Here is a 16,119-nt window from a genome sequence, read left to right on the forward strand (position 1 = left end):
CGCGCGGCGGCTGCCGGCATCACCCACGAAAACGGGCAAATCGCCATGGCAGCCAGCGCATCGAAGGCGCCACCATGAGCTGGCCAACGAAGCGTGGCGACGCCTTCTACGTTGGCTTTCGGGCCGAATGGCTCGGCTAGTCGGCTGGGCTCAGGTGTTCCAGTGGCTCCAATGATTGGCGCATCCGCTCCAGTGCCGCGAGCCAGTCGCCAAGCTCCATCAGCACCGCGTCGACTTGTTCAACCAGTGTCGGTCCATCCGTGCTGTAGGCTAGGCTCGCGTCGTTAATCACGGTATGAGCCATGCCGTGCAGGCGCAGCAGATCGTCGCGCAACCCGTCCGGCGCGCATCGTGCTCGAATCCCATCGAGCAACTCCACCGCATGCAGAATGGTGCGGGTATCGAACGACTGCCGGAGCCCCTGCAATGCTTCGCTGTCGACATCCCCGTAGGGGTCTTGGTCTCAGGCATGGCGAGCCCTGCGGACAGCGCGGGCGGGTCCCGCGAACAACCCATCGCGAATCCAGGCCTCCGGTACGCGCTCTAGGTGCAGCTTGTAGTCACCAAAGCGCTTGATGTTGTGGGTCAGATAAGGACTCAGGAATTCGATGTCGGCGACGTTCACTTTGATGCCCTCGCTGACCATCGTGCGTAGGGCCTGCATCAGGTCTGCGGTGTTCTGGAGGATCACGGCCGAGGCGATCAGGTCGTTGTAGCGCAGGCGTTTCTGCTGCTCCTCGGGCTCGTTTTCCGCGATCACGTCACCACCGAACGAGAACCACTTCGCAAAGCCGTTGTACGACTCGATCTTGTTGGTGGTGGCGGTCACTTCCTGGCGCAGCTCGCGACTGCCGACCCATTCGAGCAGGTACACGGTGCGCACGACGTTGCCCAGTTCTCGCGCGGCCAGGTAGAGGCGGTTCTTGCGGCTCTCCGAGCCCAATCTGCGCAGCAGCAGCGGCGAAGAGATGGTGCCGGCCTGGATCGACAGCGCCACCTGCATCAGGTCCTGCCAGTGAAAAGCGATCAGATCCCAGTCGACCACCGCCGAGAACAACGAATCGATGTGCTTGTATTTGACGCCGGCATCGGGCTTGTACAGATCCAGTTCCTTCCAGTTGCGAATGCGGGGCATCAGATTGATGCCAAGCAAGTGGGTGAAAGCGAAGACCGCCGCCGACTGCCCCTGCGTGTCGGCGTGCACGGTGTCGGCCTCGACGCTCAGGTTGGCCTTGAGCAGCCCTTCGATGACATAGATGGCTTCCCACACACCAGGCGGGATGAAGTGCCGAAACACCGCGATGTAATTGTCGGCCACATGCCGGTAAGCCACGGCGCCCATCTTGTGGTAACGAAAATGATAGCCGGCCAGCAGATTGTTGTCGTAGAAGTCGTATTGGGTACCGTCGGCGGCCACCGTTTTGCCGTCGCCCCAGTGTTTAGGCAAATCCAGGCGCAGGTACAGCTCGATCAGCTCGCGCTGCGCGGTCTCCAGCTTCTCCAGGCTCATGTGCCGCCGGTTGACGAACGACATCATATGGGGGTGACGCGATCGCCCATATGGCGCGCAGCTTGAGTGGGTCCGAGATTGCAACCCATCGCGAAGATCGTCAGCAGATAGCGTTCGGCGGCGTTGCGGATCTTAGGATCGTTGCCGGAGAGCGGCCCGAAGTGCCGGGTGAACTGGGTCCAGTGCTCGATATTGGCCAGCACGTCGAGCAGGTTGCGCGTCGGCATGCGGCGGATCAGCGCCTGCTGCAAGGCAACGGCCGAGGGCGGAGTTTCGCGCGCAGCGGTGCGCTTGAGTAAGGGTTCGCCGTCAGCGCTGATGGTGACGTGCTGGCGCTTGTCCGGAAAACTTTTGTCCAGCGTCTGCGCGGCGTCGGCCAGCCACTGCTTGAGGTGCGCGACGAACTCCTGCGCGTTGGCCGGCAGATCCAGCTTGGCGCAGTACTCTGGCAAGCGCCGCTCGCACTCGCGCCACGGCAACAGGTGGCCCCGGTAGTCGGCAAAGGCGTCTGACCCCACCACGCACAGATCACCCGAGCGCAACTCGTTGACCATGTGGGACAGCACGCACAACTCCAAGTAGCGCCGGTTGGTGGGCGGACCCTCGTGGTGCGCTCGCCGGACCAGCTTGCGCCAGCGCTCGGAGGCAAAACTGAGATCGACTTCAGCAGCGATCCACTCCCGGTGCAGTGATTCGTTTTCCAGCGCGACCTCCAGCCCGGCTAACAACGTGCGTGATTGGCTGGTCGACTCCCACTCCAACACGCGGGCGAGGCGCAACATCACCGAACGGTGGGCGCGGAAGTGCCGCCACAACAGCGGCAGATAGTTGTTGCCGCTGAAAGCCCGCACTTCGGCGCAGCGCTCGCGCAGGGGCTCCAGGTCGCCATTGGGAGCCAACAGCTTGCGCACCTGCGCGCCGATTCGGGCATCGTCACCGCCATCGGCGACGATATCGACGACACCGTCCAGCACGGTGACAAGGCCTTCGAGCTTGGCGCGCTGGCGAGACTGGATGTATTCCAGTTCGTCCTGGGCCCGCTTGTGGATCGCGCCCATACGCCGGATAAACATTTCGGCGAGATCGTCGCGACTGCGCACGCGCATGTGAGCAAGCAAGGCCACGATCAACGTATAGCGCTTCTCAGGCAGCGTTTCCTTGAGGTTGGCTGCGTCCAGGCCCATGGCCTGGTTGGCCAGCGAACGTAGCTTGGTGGCAGGCACGCCTTCCAGGACGCCGGATAGGTCGCCAAAAGAATCCAACCACTCCAGATGCTCGATCAGCAGGTTCAGGTGTTTGCGCGAGGGCCGCCGGGCATGTCGCTTGATGTTGTTGTAGGCGGTCTGCCGGTTGGCGAATTCGCGCGTGAGAAGCTTGTCCAGGCGCTGCCGATCCTCTTCAGAGAGCCGGCGTGCGACCCGCCTGAACATTGCGTTTTGGGTGCGGGCATGGATTTGCTCGACGATGGTGTCGAGCGTTGAGAACGCAGGCAGTTCAACCTGCTGCAAGATCAGCGCATCAATAGTCGCGTTGATAATGTCCACCGGCTGATCCATCGTCTCGGCCGCTTCACGTGCAGCGCGGATGGTGACCTCATTGGCGTCGGTGCCAATGTAGGGTTGCACGCCGAGGAATTGCCGCACGACGACGTAATGCCGGAACAGCGTGGGAGAGACTTTGCGGTCGTAACCGAACGGCGTATCGGGGTCCAACCCCGCGCAAACTCGCACGTGATCGACTACGGCGGTGGGAATCGCATCAAGATAGGGGAAATAGTGCAGTTGCTGGAAGATCTTGAGCAGCACCAAGAGACCTAGGCGCGGACTCTGGCCGCGGGTCGAGCGGGTTGCCCAGTCCAACTCCTCAGCGGTCGGCGTGTAGCAGGCCTGCAGCTCTTTCGTGGAGAAGACCTTTGGGAAACGCGGGTAGGCAGTGCGCTCGACGGTGGCCATACAGGGATCTCCACAATCGCTGAAGGGCCGGCCAGTCTAGCCGACGGCAAAGGCGGAAATCCAGAGGCTCTTTATAACCAAGAGGCATGCATGCAAACTTCTACATAACTGGCGGGCTTATGATAGCGAATTGGCCTTATCTTGGCATGACCCCTTCTAGGCATTCAGCAAGGCGCGCCGGTGTCTCTCTAGATTGATAGCCAAAAAAAGCCTACCCCTTGAAGGAGTAGGCCGGCGCGCACTCACATGTTCAGTCAATCGTCGTGTCTGTCCTCCGAAATGTGAACCGCCATGTCCTGGAGTACCTGGCTGACGTGCTGGTCGGCAATGCCGTAGAAGATGTGCTTGGCTTGGCGCTCGCCGCGCACGAGGCGCGCGCCGCGCAACAGGCGCAGGTGATGGCTGACCAAGGACTGCGACAGGTCTAGCGAGCCAGCAATGTCGCCCACTGCGACCGATCCGCGCATGCACAGCAACAGGATTTTCAATCGCGATTGGTCGCCCAGCAGGCGGAAGGTCTCTGCCAGAACAGCGACGTCACTTTGCGATAGTGCGAGGACATCAGTGGTCGTGCCATGGTTAGAGGTCGAACATTGCACAATAGCGGCGCTGGTGGTTTTGCGGGATGTCATGGATTCAAACCCTCAAGTGAACTGCGAACCGTCTAGCACGGCCTCAATGCTTGTGACCGGGAGCGGAGTGGTCATGGTCATGGTCATGATTGTGCTCACTGTGGTCGTGGCCGCTGTGGTCCTGACGGCCTGTCGTGGGTTGCAGGCTGCAGATGTTCTCGTCAGCCTCCGAGTTCCAGTCGATTCCGACTGTGGCGTGTTCGATGCTGAACTGCTCTCGCAGCACCGCCTCGACGCGCTTGACCACAGCTCGCGCCTCCTCGTCCACGTTGGGTCGAACGTGTAGCGTGGCCATCGTGCGACCGGAAGTGAGTTGCCACACGTGAACATGGCTGACAGCCGCCAGGCCGGGCACAGTGCTCATCAGGCCTTGTTCCACCTTTTCCGGCGAAGCGTCCTCTGGCGCACCCTCCAACAGGATATGGATCGACTTGGCCAGGAGCTTCCAGGCGCTGCGCAGAATCAACGCCGCTACTAGAACCGACAGGATGGGGTCGATCGGAGTCCAGCCGGTGAAGTAGATGACGATCGCTGCAACGATGGCGCCGACAGAGCCGAGCAGGTCACCCATCACGTGGAGGATGGCACCTTTCACATTGACGTGATCGGTTTCGCCGCGGGTCATGATCCACAGCACGAGGACGTTGATCAGTAAGCCGAGCACGGCGACGATCATCATCGGGCCGGCGAGGATGACGGGCGGCGCCTGCAGCCGCTCCCACGCCTCGTAGGCGATCCATGCGACGATCGCGAACAGGGTCACGGCGTTCAGGAAGCCGGCGATGACCTCGAAGCGCAGGTAACCGAATGTGCGTTTGCTGTCGGCTGCGCGGCGACCGAATCGGAAGGCAGCGTAAGCCAGGGCAAGTGCCACGGCGTCGGTCAGCATGTGGCCAGCATCGGCAAGTAGGGCTAGCGAGCCCGACAGCACGCCGCCGACAGCTTCCACGAGCATGAAGCCGAAGATCAGGAAGAAGGAAACCAGAACCTTGCGCTCGTTGGCGCTGGTCACTGTGGGGGTGTGGTCGTGATCATGGTCGTGACCATGATCATGTGCATTGGATTGGGACATGGGCGCCTCTGCTGGTTGAGTGTTTGACTATGGTGAAATATAACACATGAATATGTGTTCATTTGATATATTTTGGCTCACCCTTCTCAGCCTCCGAAGCCATGCGTTGTGATGCCGCAACGAGAAAATGTGCCTATCCTTTCGGCCAGATACGGTGCAGGTCATCCAGAATCAGCTGGTGATGGTGCCTGCCTTGGTCTGCGTGTGTGCGTAAATGAGGGTGATCCGGCGGCAAGCTGGGGTGGTCATGCGCCACGTCAGAAGGGTCGCTGGCCGGCCACAGCCAGAGCGTCAGCGCCACGCCGGCCAAGCCGACCAGGGACATGACAATGAAGGTCGATGGCAAGCCCATGACCGCGCCGAAGCGGCCGGCAAGTGGGTAGCAGATGAGCCAACAGGCGTGCGACAGCGCGAAGTGTGCCGCGAAGATCGCAGGACGGTCCTCGGCATGGGCCGAGCGGCGCAGAAGACGGCCGGATGGCGTTTGCGCCACGCTGTAGCCAAAGCCGATGATCAACCACAGCGGCAGCAACAATGCATAGCTCGGCAGCAGTGCGCCGATCCCCGTGCCCACGACCAGTACGGTAGCGCCGGTGAGCATCGCGGTTCGGTCGGCCACCTTTTCCAGTAAGGATGGCAGAACGAAGGCTGCCACCATCGAACCGCCTCCGAATGCCGCCAGTGCCGACGCCACTTCGACCTCGCCTAGGCCAAAGCGCGCCTTCACGAGAACCACCGTGTTCACGATCACCATGGCGCCCGCCGCCGAGACGGCCAAGCTGATCGCCAGCAGGCCCCGCAGGCGTGGCGTAGCGAGATAGATGCGTGTGCCGCGGGTCGTGCGATCCCAAATGCCGCGGCGCGGTCCGGGAATAGTTGTGGGCAACCGCACGCTGACCACGAGCGCGGCTGAAACGAGGAAACCGAGCACTGTTCCCGCGAACAGGTTGTGAAAGCTGATGACGGTCAGCAGCGCAGCAGCCAGCATCGGGGAAATCAGGCTTTCCAGGTCATAGGCCAGCCGGGACAGCGACAGCGCCTTCGTGTAGTCCTCTTCATCGGGAAGGATGTCCGGGATAGTGGCTTGGAAAGTCGGCGTGAAGCCGGCGGATGCCGCTTGCAGGACAAAGATCAGCAGATAGATCTGCCAGACCTCGGTGACAAATGGCAAACAGATCGCGACAACCGCTCGTACCAGGTCCAGCGCTACGAGTAATGACCGTCGCGGGAACTGGTCGGCGAAGGCCTGTGCCGACGAGTGCGATCACCTGCGCGGTGAACAGGTGGCGGTAGGTGCGGTTCTTTAGGACGGAGAGCATCGAGAGACCTCAGAGCAGTTTGGTTAGTGCCTTCATTTCGGCCAGAACGGAGTCCTCATCATGAGACAGGCAGTGGTCGATGTGGTCATGGATCAGGACGCGCTTGGCCGCTGTGACGGCGCTCTCCACCGCAGCGAGCTGGCGAGCGATGTCCAGGCAGGTTTCTTCTCCTTCGATCATCCCGATGACGTGTCGCAGATGACCCTCGGCGCGCTTGAGCCGTTTCACGAGATCTGGGTGGCTGGTGTGCTTGTGCATCTCTTTCATGCAGCAATCATATCCCCCCCTGGGGGATATGCTCAAGGAGTCTGCATAGCTGTTTGCGCAGTGGATTAGCCCCACCTCGCCTCTCGATGTCTTGCGCCCGACGCCCTCTCTAAGGCGATTGGTGCTCAAAGGAGGTAAGGTTTTCTTTCCCATTCATATGAATAAATATACAATTGTTCATATCTAAGCCAGTAGACAGTGGCTTTTCAACGACAAGCACTTGCTCGGAAAGAGAACACCCAGCCGGGGGTAAGTACTGATGCAACACCGATGGAGAATTGAATGCTTCGCAAAGACATACGCAAGGGATGGATATGGGCGGTATCCACGCTTTGGGCCGGCACCGTGCTAGCCCAGCCAGTAGCCGCCCCTCACGTCCCATCCAGACCAGACAGCCACATGGTCGCCCAATTGTGGGAGTCAGCTTGGCAGCGGCAGCCAGAAGCCGCTGGAGAAGGCGCCTGGCAGCAGGCCGCCCAAGCACGCCAAGAGACGGCCGGTAGTTGGGTGGCAGGTCCGATGGCGCTGGAAGCCTCCACCAAAACTGATCGGTTCAACAACCGCAACGGAAAGCGCGAATATGAAGTCGGGGTGGCTATTCCCCTTTGGATGCCTGGTGAGCGCGCCTCGTCGGCACGCTGGGCGGACGCGGAAAGCCTCGCTCTATCCAGCCGGATGCTGGCCGCCAAGCTACGCACGGCCGGACAGGTTCGCCAGGCATGGTGGGCATGGCAGCGTGCCCAGGCCGAATTGATGGCGGCGCAGGATCGCACCCGCAGCGCGGACGAGTTGGCGCAAGATGTGGCTCGCCGGGTTCGCGCGGGCGACCTGGCGCAAGCCGACAGAAACCAGGCCGATGGCGCCTTGGCGTCGGCTCGTAGTGCCCTGGCCATTGCTCAGGCCGAAGAAGTCACGCAGCGCGAGGCGTTGTTGGCACTGACCGGCATCGAGAGTATCCCGTCGCAGGCCGATTCCGCGCAGCCGGAGCAGTCAGGTGTCCGAGTTCAACCGGCATCGGCACAGCCGTCCGGCGCGTTGTTGGGTAACCACCCTGCGCTGCTGGAACTGCAGCACAAGGCGCTGGCGGCCCGCCGCTCTGCGGAACTGGTGTCCCATCAGAAGTACGCCAACCCCGAACTGACCCTGGCGACCACGCGGGATCGGGGCGGCTACGGCGAACGCTACAACCAGACGATCACGGTGGGTGTGCGCATTCCCTTCGGTACGGGTAGCCGTCATACCGAGCAATTGTCCAGCGCCAATGCGCAGGCACTGGAGGCTGAGTCGGCACTCGCGGCCCAGCGCACCCGGCTACTCTCGGAAATTCGAACTGCCCAATCGCGCGAACTGGCAACCAGCACCCAGATGCAGGCCGCTTCGGAGCGCCAGCGACTAGGGCCTGTTAACACATCCGAAGTCCATCAGCGACAAGGACGAAGCTGATGAAGCCCAGGAACATGAGGTCGAGTTTCTCGAACCGCGAGAAGATGCGGCGATAGCCCTTGAGCCGACGGAACAAGCGCTCGACCTCGTTGCGACGCTTGTACATCTCGCGGTCGTACTCCCAAGGTTCGATCCGAGTCCTCATGGGTGGCACAACCGGAATGAAGCCCAGATCAAGTGCCAGCTGCCGCGTCTCGTTGCCTTCGTAGGCACGGTCCATCAACAAGTGCACTGGTCTGCTGGTCGGCCCAAGACTGCTGAGCAGGCGCCGGCCTTCAGGCGCGTCGTGCGCCTGACCAGGCGAGAGGCAGAACGTCACGGCCGTTCGAGCATCCGCGGCAACCATATGAATCTTGGTGTTCCATCCGCCTCGGGACTTTCCGATGGCTTGTGGGCCGTTTTTTTTAGTGCCCCCGTGCCGTCGGGATGGACCTTGATGCTTGTGGAGTCCAGCGAGACCGCCTCGATCTTGATGCGCACGACCTGCGCGCGCTGTAACTCCTCGAACATGCGATCCAGGACGCCTGCTTTGGTCCAGCGGTTCATACGCGTGTAAATCGTGTGCCAGTTGCCGAAGCGCTTGGGCAGTCCGCGCCACTTGCAGCCATGCTCGGCCACATAGAGGATCGCATTGACCACCTGCAGGTTACTCAGGCTGACGTTGCCACGCTGCTTGGGCAGGCAGTGCTCAATAGTGGCGAATTGTGCGGGCGTGATCTCCATGCCCGAGATTGTCCGATGCAATCGCCACGATCGCCATTAGTGTTAACACGCCCTAGCCCAACAAACGCGCACCTTCTACCAAAAGTCGTTCGCGATGGGCGAGACGGACATGCCGACACGCCTTCGCATCGAGCAGGAGGCCACCGAGGCCGAGCGCGCGGCGCTGCTCGCCAAGGTGGAGCATGCCGCGGCCATCTCGTCCCTGTTGCAGGCTCAAGGCACGCTGCCGCAGCCGACCGAGACTTTCACTGACATCTCCGGCACGCGCTGATCAGCGCGCGCTCAACCATCCTGGAACCTTAGAAATGTCGCAATCCTCTTTCTGGCGTGCTGCTGCCTTGTCCAGCCTCCTGCTTGGCACCAGCGCAACGTGGGCCGGCGACGGCCATGACCATGGCGAAGCCGCTCCTGCCCCCGCAGCGGCCGCGCTTCCGCGCTTTGCCGCAGTTTCCGATGACTTCGAACTGGTGGGTGTGCTGAACGGCCAGCGTCTCACACTCTACCTCGACCATGCTGCCGACAACCGGCCGGTGACCAATGGCGAGCTGACCCTCGAGCTGGGTGGTCGACAGGTAAAGGTCAGCCCACACGGGGTTGGAGAGTTCGAGGCCGATCTGACTGAGCCGCTATCCGATGGCGAGACCTCAATCATGGCCACTGTTACTGCGCAGAGCCAATCGGACCTGTTGACTGGCGTTCTCGATGTTCATAGCGAAGACGCCGAACACGAGCATGCCGTCGCATCCGGCCGTGTGCTCGTACTAGGTGGCGGTGCCGCAGTCCTCGGCGTCGGTGTCCTAGCGTGGGCGCTGCGCAGACGTACACGCACCAACGGTGCACTGCGAGGTGCAGCATGAAGCGCAACTTCCGTTTCCTAATGACGACGGCCATGGCGGCTGCATTGGCTCTGGCTGCTCCCGCGTTCGCTCACGACGGTCACGACCACGGCGACGAAGCGCCGGCTGCGTCTTCCAATGGCCCCCAGCGCCAGCCTGATGGCAGCGTGTTTCTTCCGAAACCGTCACAACGTCAGATCGGTGTACGCACCCAGCTGATCAAGCAGGAGCCCTTGGCCCGCAGCCATGAACTGGCTGGCAAAGTAATCATGGACCCGACGACAGGCGGCAAGGTCCAGGCAATGGTAATGGGCCGGCTGGTGCCCGGGCCGGATGGTCTGCCGCAGATCGGCCAATCCGTGCGCAAGGGCCAGGTGCTGGCTTACATCGAACCGGCCAGCGGTGTGCTGGAGCGCTCAGGCCAGATGGCCCAGGTTGCCGAGCTGCGTGCGGGCCAAGCGCTCGCGCAGAAGCGCCTGGCCCGGCTGCGCGAGCTGTCGGAGACCGTGCCCCGCAAGGAGATCGAAGCAGCCGAAAGCGAAGTAAACAGCCTGACCGAACGCGCCCGCGCCTTGAGCGGGGGCCTCGCCGGCAGGGACGTACTAAAGGCCCCAGTCAGCGGCGTCATCGCATCCAGCCCCGCAGTTGCCGGGCAGGTCGTGGATGCGCGCGAACTGGTGTTTGAGGTGGTCGATCCGACCCAACTGCGCATCGAGGCGCTTGCCTACGATCCGGCAATGGCACAGAACCTGGCCGGTGCTGCACTCGCAGTAGGCGGTCAGAAGGTGCCGCTGAGCTTCGTCGGGGCCGCCAGCAGCCTGCGCGAGCAGGCCCTGCCCATGCTGTTCAAGGGCACCAGCGAAAGCCTCTCGCGCTTGGCGGTCGGTATGCCGGTGGTGGTCTTCGTGCAAGAGGCGACGACGGTACCTGGCTACCGCGTGCCTTCCGGTGCGCTGATGAAGAACCCTGCCAACCAGAACATCGTCTGGGTCAAAGACCAGGCCGAGCGCTTCGAGCCACGTGTCGTGAACATCACTCCTTTGGATGGTGCATCCATCGCTGTCACTTCGGGCCTGGCGGACGGCGACCGCGTGGTTGTCGAGGGCGCGTCCCTGATCAATCAAGTTCGTTGAGGGGCACCATTCCATGTTCAAGTGGCTTCTCGAAAATAGCTTACGAAACCGGCTCCTGGTCATCATCGGGGCGCTGGTGCTGATGGCGTATGGCGCGTTCACCCTGACGCGCACGCCGGTAGATGTCTTTCCCGATCTCAACAAGCCGACCGTCACTCTCATGACGGAGGCTGGCGGCATGGCTGCCGAAGAAGTCGAGCAGCTCATCACGTTCCCGCTCGAAACGGCCATGAACGGCCTGCCCAGCGTCGAAAGCGTGCGCTCGGTCTCCAGCGCCGGGCTTTCCTTCATCTACGTGACATTTGACTGGAAGACAGACATCTTCCGGGCGCGCCAGATGGTCTCCGAACGCCTGACGTCCATGGAGGAAGGGCTAGCCCCGGGCGTGACGCCCACGATGGGGCCAATCAGCTCAGTGATGGGCGAGATCATGCAGATTGCAATCCCCATCGGTGCCAAGCCCTCAGGGCAGAAGAACGCAGCCCCGCCGCTGTCGGCCATGGACACGCGCGAGTACGCGGACTGGGTGTTACGCCCCCGGCTGATGGCCATACCTGGCGTTGCCCAAGTCATCCCGATCGGAGGCGAGGTCCGTCAGTTCCAGGTCCAGCCCAACACCACGCGAATGTCAGAGCTGGGCGTGACTGCGTCCGATCTGGATGCGGCTCTCAAGGGCTTCTCCGCGAACACTTCCGGCGGCTTCCTGGAGATCAATGGCCGCGAGTACCTGATCCGCAACCTGGGCCGCACGTCCCGACTCGACGACCTGCGTAACCTGCCTCTCGCGGTGCGTGCGGGCCAACCCATCCTGATCCACCAGGTCGCCGATGTTCAGTTTGCGCCAGCCATCAAGCGCGGCGATGCGGGCTTCGAGGGCCTGCCAGCCGTGATCCTGGGCATCCAAAAGCAGCCCACGGCCGATACGATTGCACTGACCCGCTCGATCGAGTCAGCGTTAGCGGACATGAAGGGCTCACTGCCGGCTGGCATGGCCGAGCCGCAAGTGACCTTCCGACAAGCCAACTTCATCGAGGCGTCCATCAGCACGCTGCAAGGCAAGCTCATCGGCGCATCGGTCTTCGTGGCGGTGATCCTGTTCTTCTTCCTGGGCACTTTGCGCCCCCTGGTGATCGCGTTGACCGCGATTCCTGCCTCGATCTTCGTGACCGGGCTGGTGTTCCACTATTTCGGCCTGTCAATCAACACCATGACGCTCGGTGGGCTGGCGATCGCCATCGGCGGTCTCGTGGACGATGCTGTGGTCGATGTGGAGAACATCATGCGGCGGCTCAAGGAGAACCGCGCCCGCCACCCTGAGAACCGGCTGACGCCCCTGGTCATCGTTGCCAGGGCCTCGATGGAGGTTCGCTCGGCGATTCTCTACGCCACGATGATCATTGTGCTGGTGTTCCTGCCCCTGTTCGCGCTGCCGGGGATGGAAGGGCGCTTGTTCGTGCCGCTGGGCATCGCTTTCATCGTCTCCACGCTAGCCTCGCTGCTGGTCTCTGTGACGGTCACTCCGGTGCTGTCGTACTACCTGCTGCCCAAGATGAGGACGCTGGACCATGGCGACACTCGGATTCTAGCCTGGCTTAAGGCGCGTTATCAGGGCGGCCTGCAGCGGGTCTTGCAGCGGCCGCGTGCCGCCCTTGGCATGGCCGCTGTGGCTGTCACACTGGCTGTCGCCGCGGTGCCATTCTTCCCGACCACGTTCCTGCCCCCGTTCAATGAAGGAACGTTGCTGGTGGGCCTGCGCCTGAATCCCGGTGTGACGCTGGCCGAATCTTCGGCGCTTGCCCAGCAAGCCGAGCTGCTGGTCGCGCAGGTGCCGGAGGTGCAGCACGTGGGCCGGCGCAGCGGACGGGCCGAGCTGGACGAGCATGCCGAAGGTGTGCATGTCAGTGAACTGGACGTGGGTCTGCTGCCTGCCTCAGAGCTAAAGCGCTCCATGGAGGAGATCACCGCCGACATCCGTTCGCGTCTGGCTCACTTGCCCGGCTCCATCGGCATTGGCCAGCCGATCTCGCACCGCATCGACCACATGTTGTCGGGGGTGCGCTCGCAGATCGCCATCAAGGTGTTCGGCGAGGACCTGGACGTCCTGCGCGGGCAGGCGGATCTGCTGCGCGCCAAGCTGGCCGGAATTCCGGGGCTTGCTGACCTGGAGATCGAAAAGCAGGTCCTTGCGCCGCAGATCAAAATCCGCGTGGATTATGCGGCGGCGGGACGCTACGGCGTGGCCGCACCGCAAATTCTGTCCACGCTACAAAGCCTGGTCGAAGGCGAAAAGATCACCGAGGTCATCGAGGGCAACCGCCGCTTCGCGCTGGTGGTTCGCCTGCCCGAGCAGGCGCGGTCGATTGAGGGCTTGAGCCGCATCCTCATCGACACGCCCATGGGTCGGGTCCCGTTGTCGCGCCTTGCCACCATCGAAGACAGCGACGGCCCCAACCAGGTCAGCCGCGACGATGGCCGTCGGCGCATAGTTTTGTCGGCCAACGCTCAGAGACGGCCGCTGTCCGAAGTAGTGGCCGACATACGCAGCGTCGTCCAAGAAGTGCGCTTGCCCGAAGGCTACTTCATCACGCTGGGCGGCCAGTTCCAGGCACAAGAGGAAGCCTCGCGACTGGTGGGCCTGCTGTCCATCGTCTCCCTGACGCTCATGTTCGTGGTGTTGTACACGCGCTACAAGTCGGTCGCCCTATCGGCGCTCATCATGGTGAACATTCCATTGGCCCTGGTCGGCGCCGTGCTGGGGCTGTGGCTGTCTGGCCAGCCGTTGTCCGTGGCCGCTCTGGTCGGCTTCATCACGCTCGCGGGTATTTCTGTGCGCAACGGCATCCTGAAGGTGAGCCACTACCTCAACCTCATGCGCATGGAGGGCGAGGACTTCGACCAGAAGATGATCGTGCGTGGCTCGCTCGAACGGCTTTCCCCGGTTCTGATGACCGCGCTGGTCACGGCCTTCGCACTGGCCCCGCTGTTGTTCGAGGCGTCACGACCCGGTACTGAGATCCTGCACCCCGTCGCGGTGGTGATCTTCTCGGGGCTGGTCAGCTCCACGCTGCTGGACACCTTCCTTACACCCGCCATGTTCTGGCTGTTCGGCCGCAAGCCTGCCGAACGCCTGCTGGACGACCGCGACGCGGGGGCATTCTGATGCAACGCCTTCTGTCACCCGATTTCAACCACCGTAACCCTATAGGAGCTTTCATGTCTGTTCGATTTCGTTCCCTCACGGCTGGCACCGCCCTCGCCCTGGCATCCGTCACCGCCTTCGCCGCAGGCGACCATGACCACGCGCATGACCACAAGCCGCTGCATGGTGGCGTCGTGACCGAAGTCCGGGACGTGGACTACGAGTTGGTCGTTCAGCCCGCAGCAGCGCAACTCTACCTGCGCGACCACGGCAAGCAGGTCAACGTAAGCAACACCAAAGCCAAGCTCACGCTGTTGACCGGCTCACAAAAGCAGGAGGTGCAACTCACGCCTGCCGCGGACGGAAGCCGCCTCGAAGGCAGCGGGACCTTCGCCGCAGCCAAGGGCACGAAGGCCGTTGTCCAAGTCGAACGTGGGGGCAATACCGCGAGCGCCCGGTTCGTTCTTCCGTAGTGTTCAACGTGATCGTCAGGGAACGAGCTGTAATCTGGCGACCACCTGACAAAAGGCGCGACATAGGCGCTCACTATTTCCTCAAAAACTTTGGAGATGTAAATCATGGAAATGCATTTCGACGTCATTGTTATCGGTGCCGGCCCAGGCGGATACATCGCGGCCATTCGCGCTGCCCAATTAGGCATGAAGGTCGCTTGTGTAGATGCCTGGAAGAACAAGGACGGAAAGCCAGCACCTGGCGGCACCTGCAACAACATCGGTTGTATCCCTTCGAAAGCGCTACTGCAGTCGTCAGAGAACTTTGAACAAGCCAAGCACCACTTTGGCACGCACGGCATCTCCACGGGTGATCTGCGCATGGATGTGACCACGATGTTGGAACGTAAGAATCAGGTCGTGAAGTCCAGCAACGAAGGCATCCTTTATCTGTTCCGCAAAAACAAGGTCCAGTTTTTCAACGGCCTGGCGTCTTTCACCAGGACTGTCGATGGTGGCTTCGAGGTGAGCGTCGCCGCCGATGAGGCTGTTACCTTGGTTGGCAAGCAGATCATCGTTGCCACAGGCTCCAACGTGCGGCCGCTCCCCAACCTACCGTTCGATGAGCGGGTCGTGCTCTCCAACGACGGCGCGCTGGACATCGCGGCTGTGCCTGATCGGTTGGCCGTCATCGGTGCCGGCGTGATCGGCCTGGAGCTGGGCTCCGTTTGGCGCCGCCTGGGGGCGGATGTCACGATCCTCGAAGGCTTGCCCAGCTTCCTGCCAATCGTCGACCAAGCCATCGCCAAGGAGGCGAAGAAGGCGTTCGACAAGCAAGGCCTGAAGATCGAACTAGGTGCGAAGGTTCGCGAAGTCAATGCAACCGAGGCTGGCGTGACTATTCACTACACCGACAGCCAGGGCCAGACGCAGTCCTTGCAGGCAGACAAAGTGATCGTGGCTATCGGCCGTGTGCCGAACACCGAAGGCCTGAATCCGGCCGCCGTGGGACTCCAATTGGATGAGCGCGGCGCCGTACTGGTGGACGATGAATGCCGCACCAGTGTGCCCGGCATCTGGGCCATCGGTGACGTGGTGCGTGGCCCGATGTTGGCGCACAAGGCGGAAGAGGAAGGTGTCGCAGTGGCCGAGCGCATTGCCGGCCAGCACGGTCACGTCGATTTCAATACGATCCCCAACGTCATCTACACCAGCCCGGAGATTGCCTGGGTAGGCCGCACCGAGCAGCAGCTCAAAGAGCAGGGCACCGCCTATCGAATTGGTTCCTTCCCGTTCATGGCCAATGGCCGCGCGCGTGCGCTGGGCGACACGACGGGCCTCGTCAAGGTGATCGCCGATTCTGCCACGGACGAGATACTCGGCGTGCATGTAGTCGGCCCGCAGGCCAGTGAACTGGTGGCCGAGGCCGTGATCGCCATAGCGTTCAAGGCCAGCAGCGAAGACATCGCCCGCATCTGCTTTGCCCATCCGACCCTCTCCGAGACGTTCAAAGAGGCCTCGCTGGCCGTGGACAAGCGCGCGCTCAACTTCTGATTGATCGGAAGCGGCATCCAAACCACCTCACCGAACGCAGCTGCGGGCGGTGGGGCGCATATCGCCATGGAACGTAGGCCACGCTGC

General features: G+C 62.1%; 11 protein-coding genes and 3 pseudogenes. 7 read left to right on the plus strand and 7 right to left on the minus strand.

The window, feature by feature from the left end:
• Positions 1 to 136: 136 nt before the first annotated feature.
• The 6 genes and pseudogenes from tnpC to V6657_RS30710 all read right to left on the minus strand — a co-directional run bounded on the left by tnpC (position 137) and on the right by V6657_RS30710 (position 6,752).
• Positions 137 to 427 (minus strand): Tn3 family transposase post-transcriptional regulator TnpC, encoded by a 291-nt coding sequence (gene tnpC / locus V6657_RS30685; RefSeq protein ID WP_338755337.1) that lies wholly within the window; start codon positions 425 to 427, stop codon positions 137 to 139.
• A gap of 36 nt (positions 428 to 463) precedes the next feature.
• Positions 464 to 3,462 (minus strand): annotated as a pseudogene (locus V6657_RS30690) (Tn3 family transposase).
• Positions 3,463 to 3,716: 254 nt separating this feature from the next.
• Positions 3,717 to 4,094, minus strand: a complete 378-nt coding sequence (locus tag V6657_RS30695) for a metalloregulator ArsR/SmtB family transcription factor (RefSeq protein WP_023110690.1) — start codon at positions 4,092 to 4,094, stop codon at positions 3,717 to 3,719.
• Positions 4,095 to 4,137: 43 nt separating this feature from the next.
• The gene (locus V6657_RS30700; protein WP_021205762.1) at positions 4,138 to 5,166 is read right to left on the minus strand and encodes a cation diffusion facilitator family transporter; all 1,029 of its coding nucleotides are present in this window, start codon (positions 5,164 to 5,166) and stop codon (positions 4,138 to 4,140) included.
• A 133-nt stretch (positions 5,167 to 5,299) separates the two neighbouring features.
• Positions 5,300 to 6,485, minus strand: a pseudogene (locus V6657_RS30705) (MFS transporter).
• 9 nt (positions 6,486 to 6,494) lie between these two features.
• A complete protein-coding gene (locus tag V6657_RS30710; RefSeq protein WP_039016764.1) occupies positions 6,495 to 6,752 on the minus strand; it encodes a metal-sensing transcriptional repressor in 258 nt (85 codons plus the stop codon).
• Positions 6,753 to 7,151: 399 nt separating this feature from the next.
• Between V6657_RS30710 and V6657_RS30715 the strand changes: the two genes are divergently transcribed.
• Positions 7,152 to 8,195: a TolC family protein gene (locus tag V6657_RS30715; RefSeq protein ID WP_224031673.1), complete on the plus strand. Its 1,044-nt coding sequence runs from the start codon at positions 7,152 to 7,154 to the stop codon at positions 8,193 to 8,195.
• On the opposite strand, the gene V6657_RS30720 is transcribed toward V6657_RS30715, so the two are convergent.
• A protein-coding gene (locus V6657_RS30720; RefSeq protein WP_128654794.1) for an IS5 family transposase occupies positions 8,155 to 8,918 on the minus strand; the annotation gives its coding sequence in 2 pieces (ribosomal slippage) (positions 8,155 to 8,603 and positions 8,603 to 8,918; 765 coding nt in all). The genes V6657_RS30715 and V6657_RS30720 overlap by 41 nt on opposite strands.
• Positions 8,919 to 8,970: 52 nt before the next feature.
• Here V6657_RS30720 and V6657_RS30725 point away from each other — a divergent pair.
• The 6 genes and pseudogenes from V6657_RS30725 to lpdA form a co-directional block, all read left to right on the plus strand.
• Positions 8,971 to 9,189: pseudogene (locus V6657_RS30725) on the plus strand (transporter); the annotation flags it as partial.
• A gap of 34 nt (positions 9,190 to 9,223) precedes the next feature.
• Positions 9,224 to 9,775, plus strand: coding sequence for a hypothetical protein (locus V6657_RS30730; protein WP_039016763.1), 552 nt, complete (start codon positions 9,224 to 9,226; stop codon positions 9,773 to 9,775).
• Complete coding sequence (locus tag V6657_RS30735; protein ID WP_003821159.1) at positions 9,772 to 10,887, plus strand: HlyD family efflux transporter periplasmic adaptor subunit; 1,116 nt, start codon at positions 9,772 to 9,774, stop codon at positions 10,885 to 10,887. Before V6657_RS30730 ends, V6657_RS30735 begins: the two co-directional genes overlap by 4 nt.
• Positions 10,888 to 10,900: 13 nt before the next feature.
• Positions 10,901 to 14,047 (plus strand): efflux RND transporter permease subunit, encoded by a 3,147-nt coding sequence (locus V6657_RS30740; RefSeq protein ID WP_039016762.1) that lies wholly within the window; start codon positions 10,901 to 10,903, stop codon positions 14,045 to 14,047.
• A 53-nt stretch (positions 14,048 to 14,100) separates the two neighbouring features.
• Positions 14,101 to 14,499: a hypothetical protein gene (locus V6657_RS30745; protein WP_015912828.1), complete on the plus strand. Its 399-nt coding sequence runs from the start codon at positions 14,101 to 14,103 to the stop codon at positions 14,497 to 14,499.
• Positions 14,500 to 14,604: 105 nt separating this feature from the next.
• Entirely contained in the window at positions 14,605 to 16,032 is a 1,428-nt protein-coding gene (gene lpdA, locus V6657_RS30750; protein WP_039016761.1) for a dihydrolipoyl dehydrogenase, read from the plus strand.
• The last annotated feature ends 87 nt before the right edge of the window (positions 16,033 to 16,119 follow it).

Origin of the sequence: Ralstonia sp. RRA (assembly GCF_037023145.1) — a bacterium.
GTDB lineage: Bacteria > Pseudomonadota > Gammaproteobacteria > Burkholderiales > Burkholderiaceae > Ralstonia.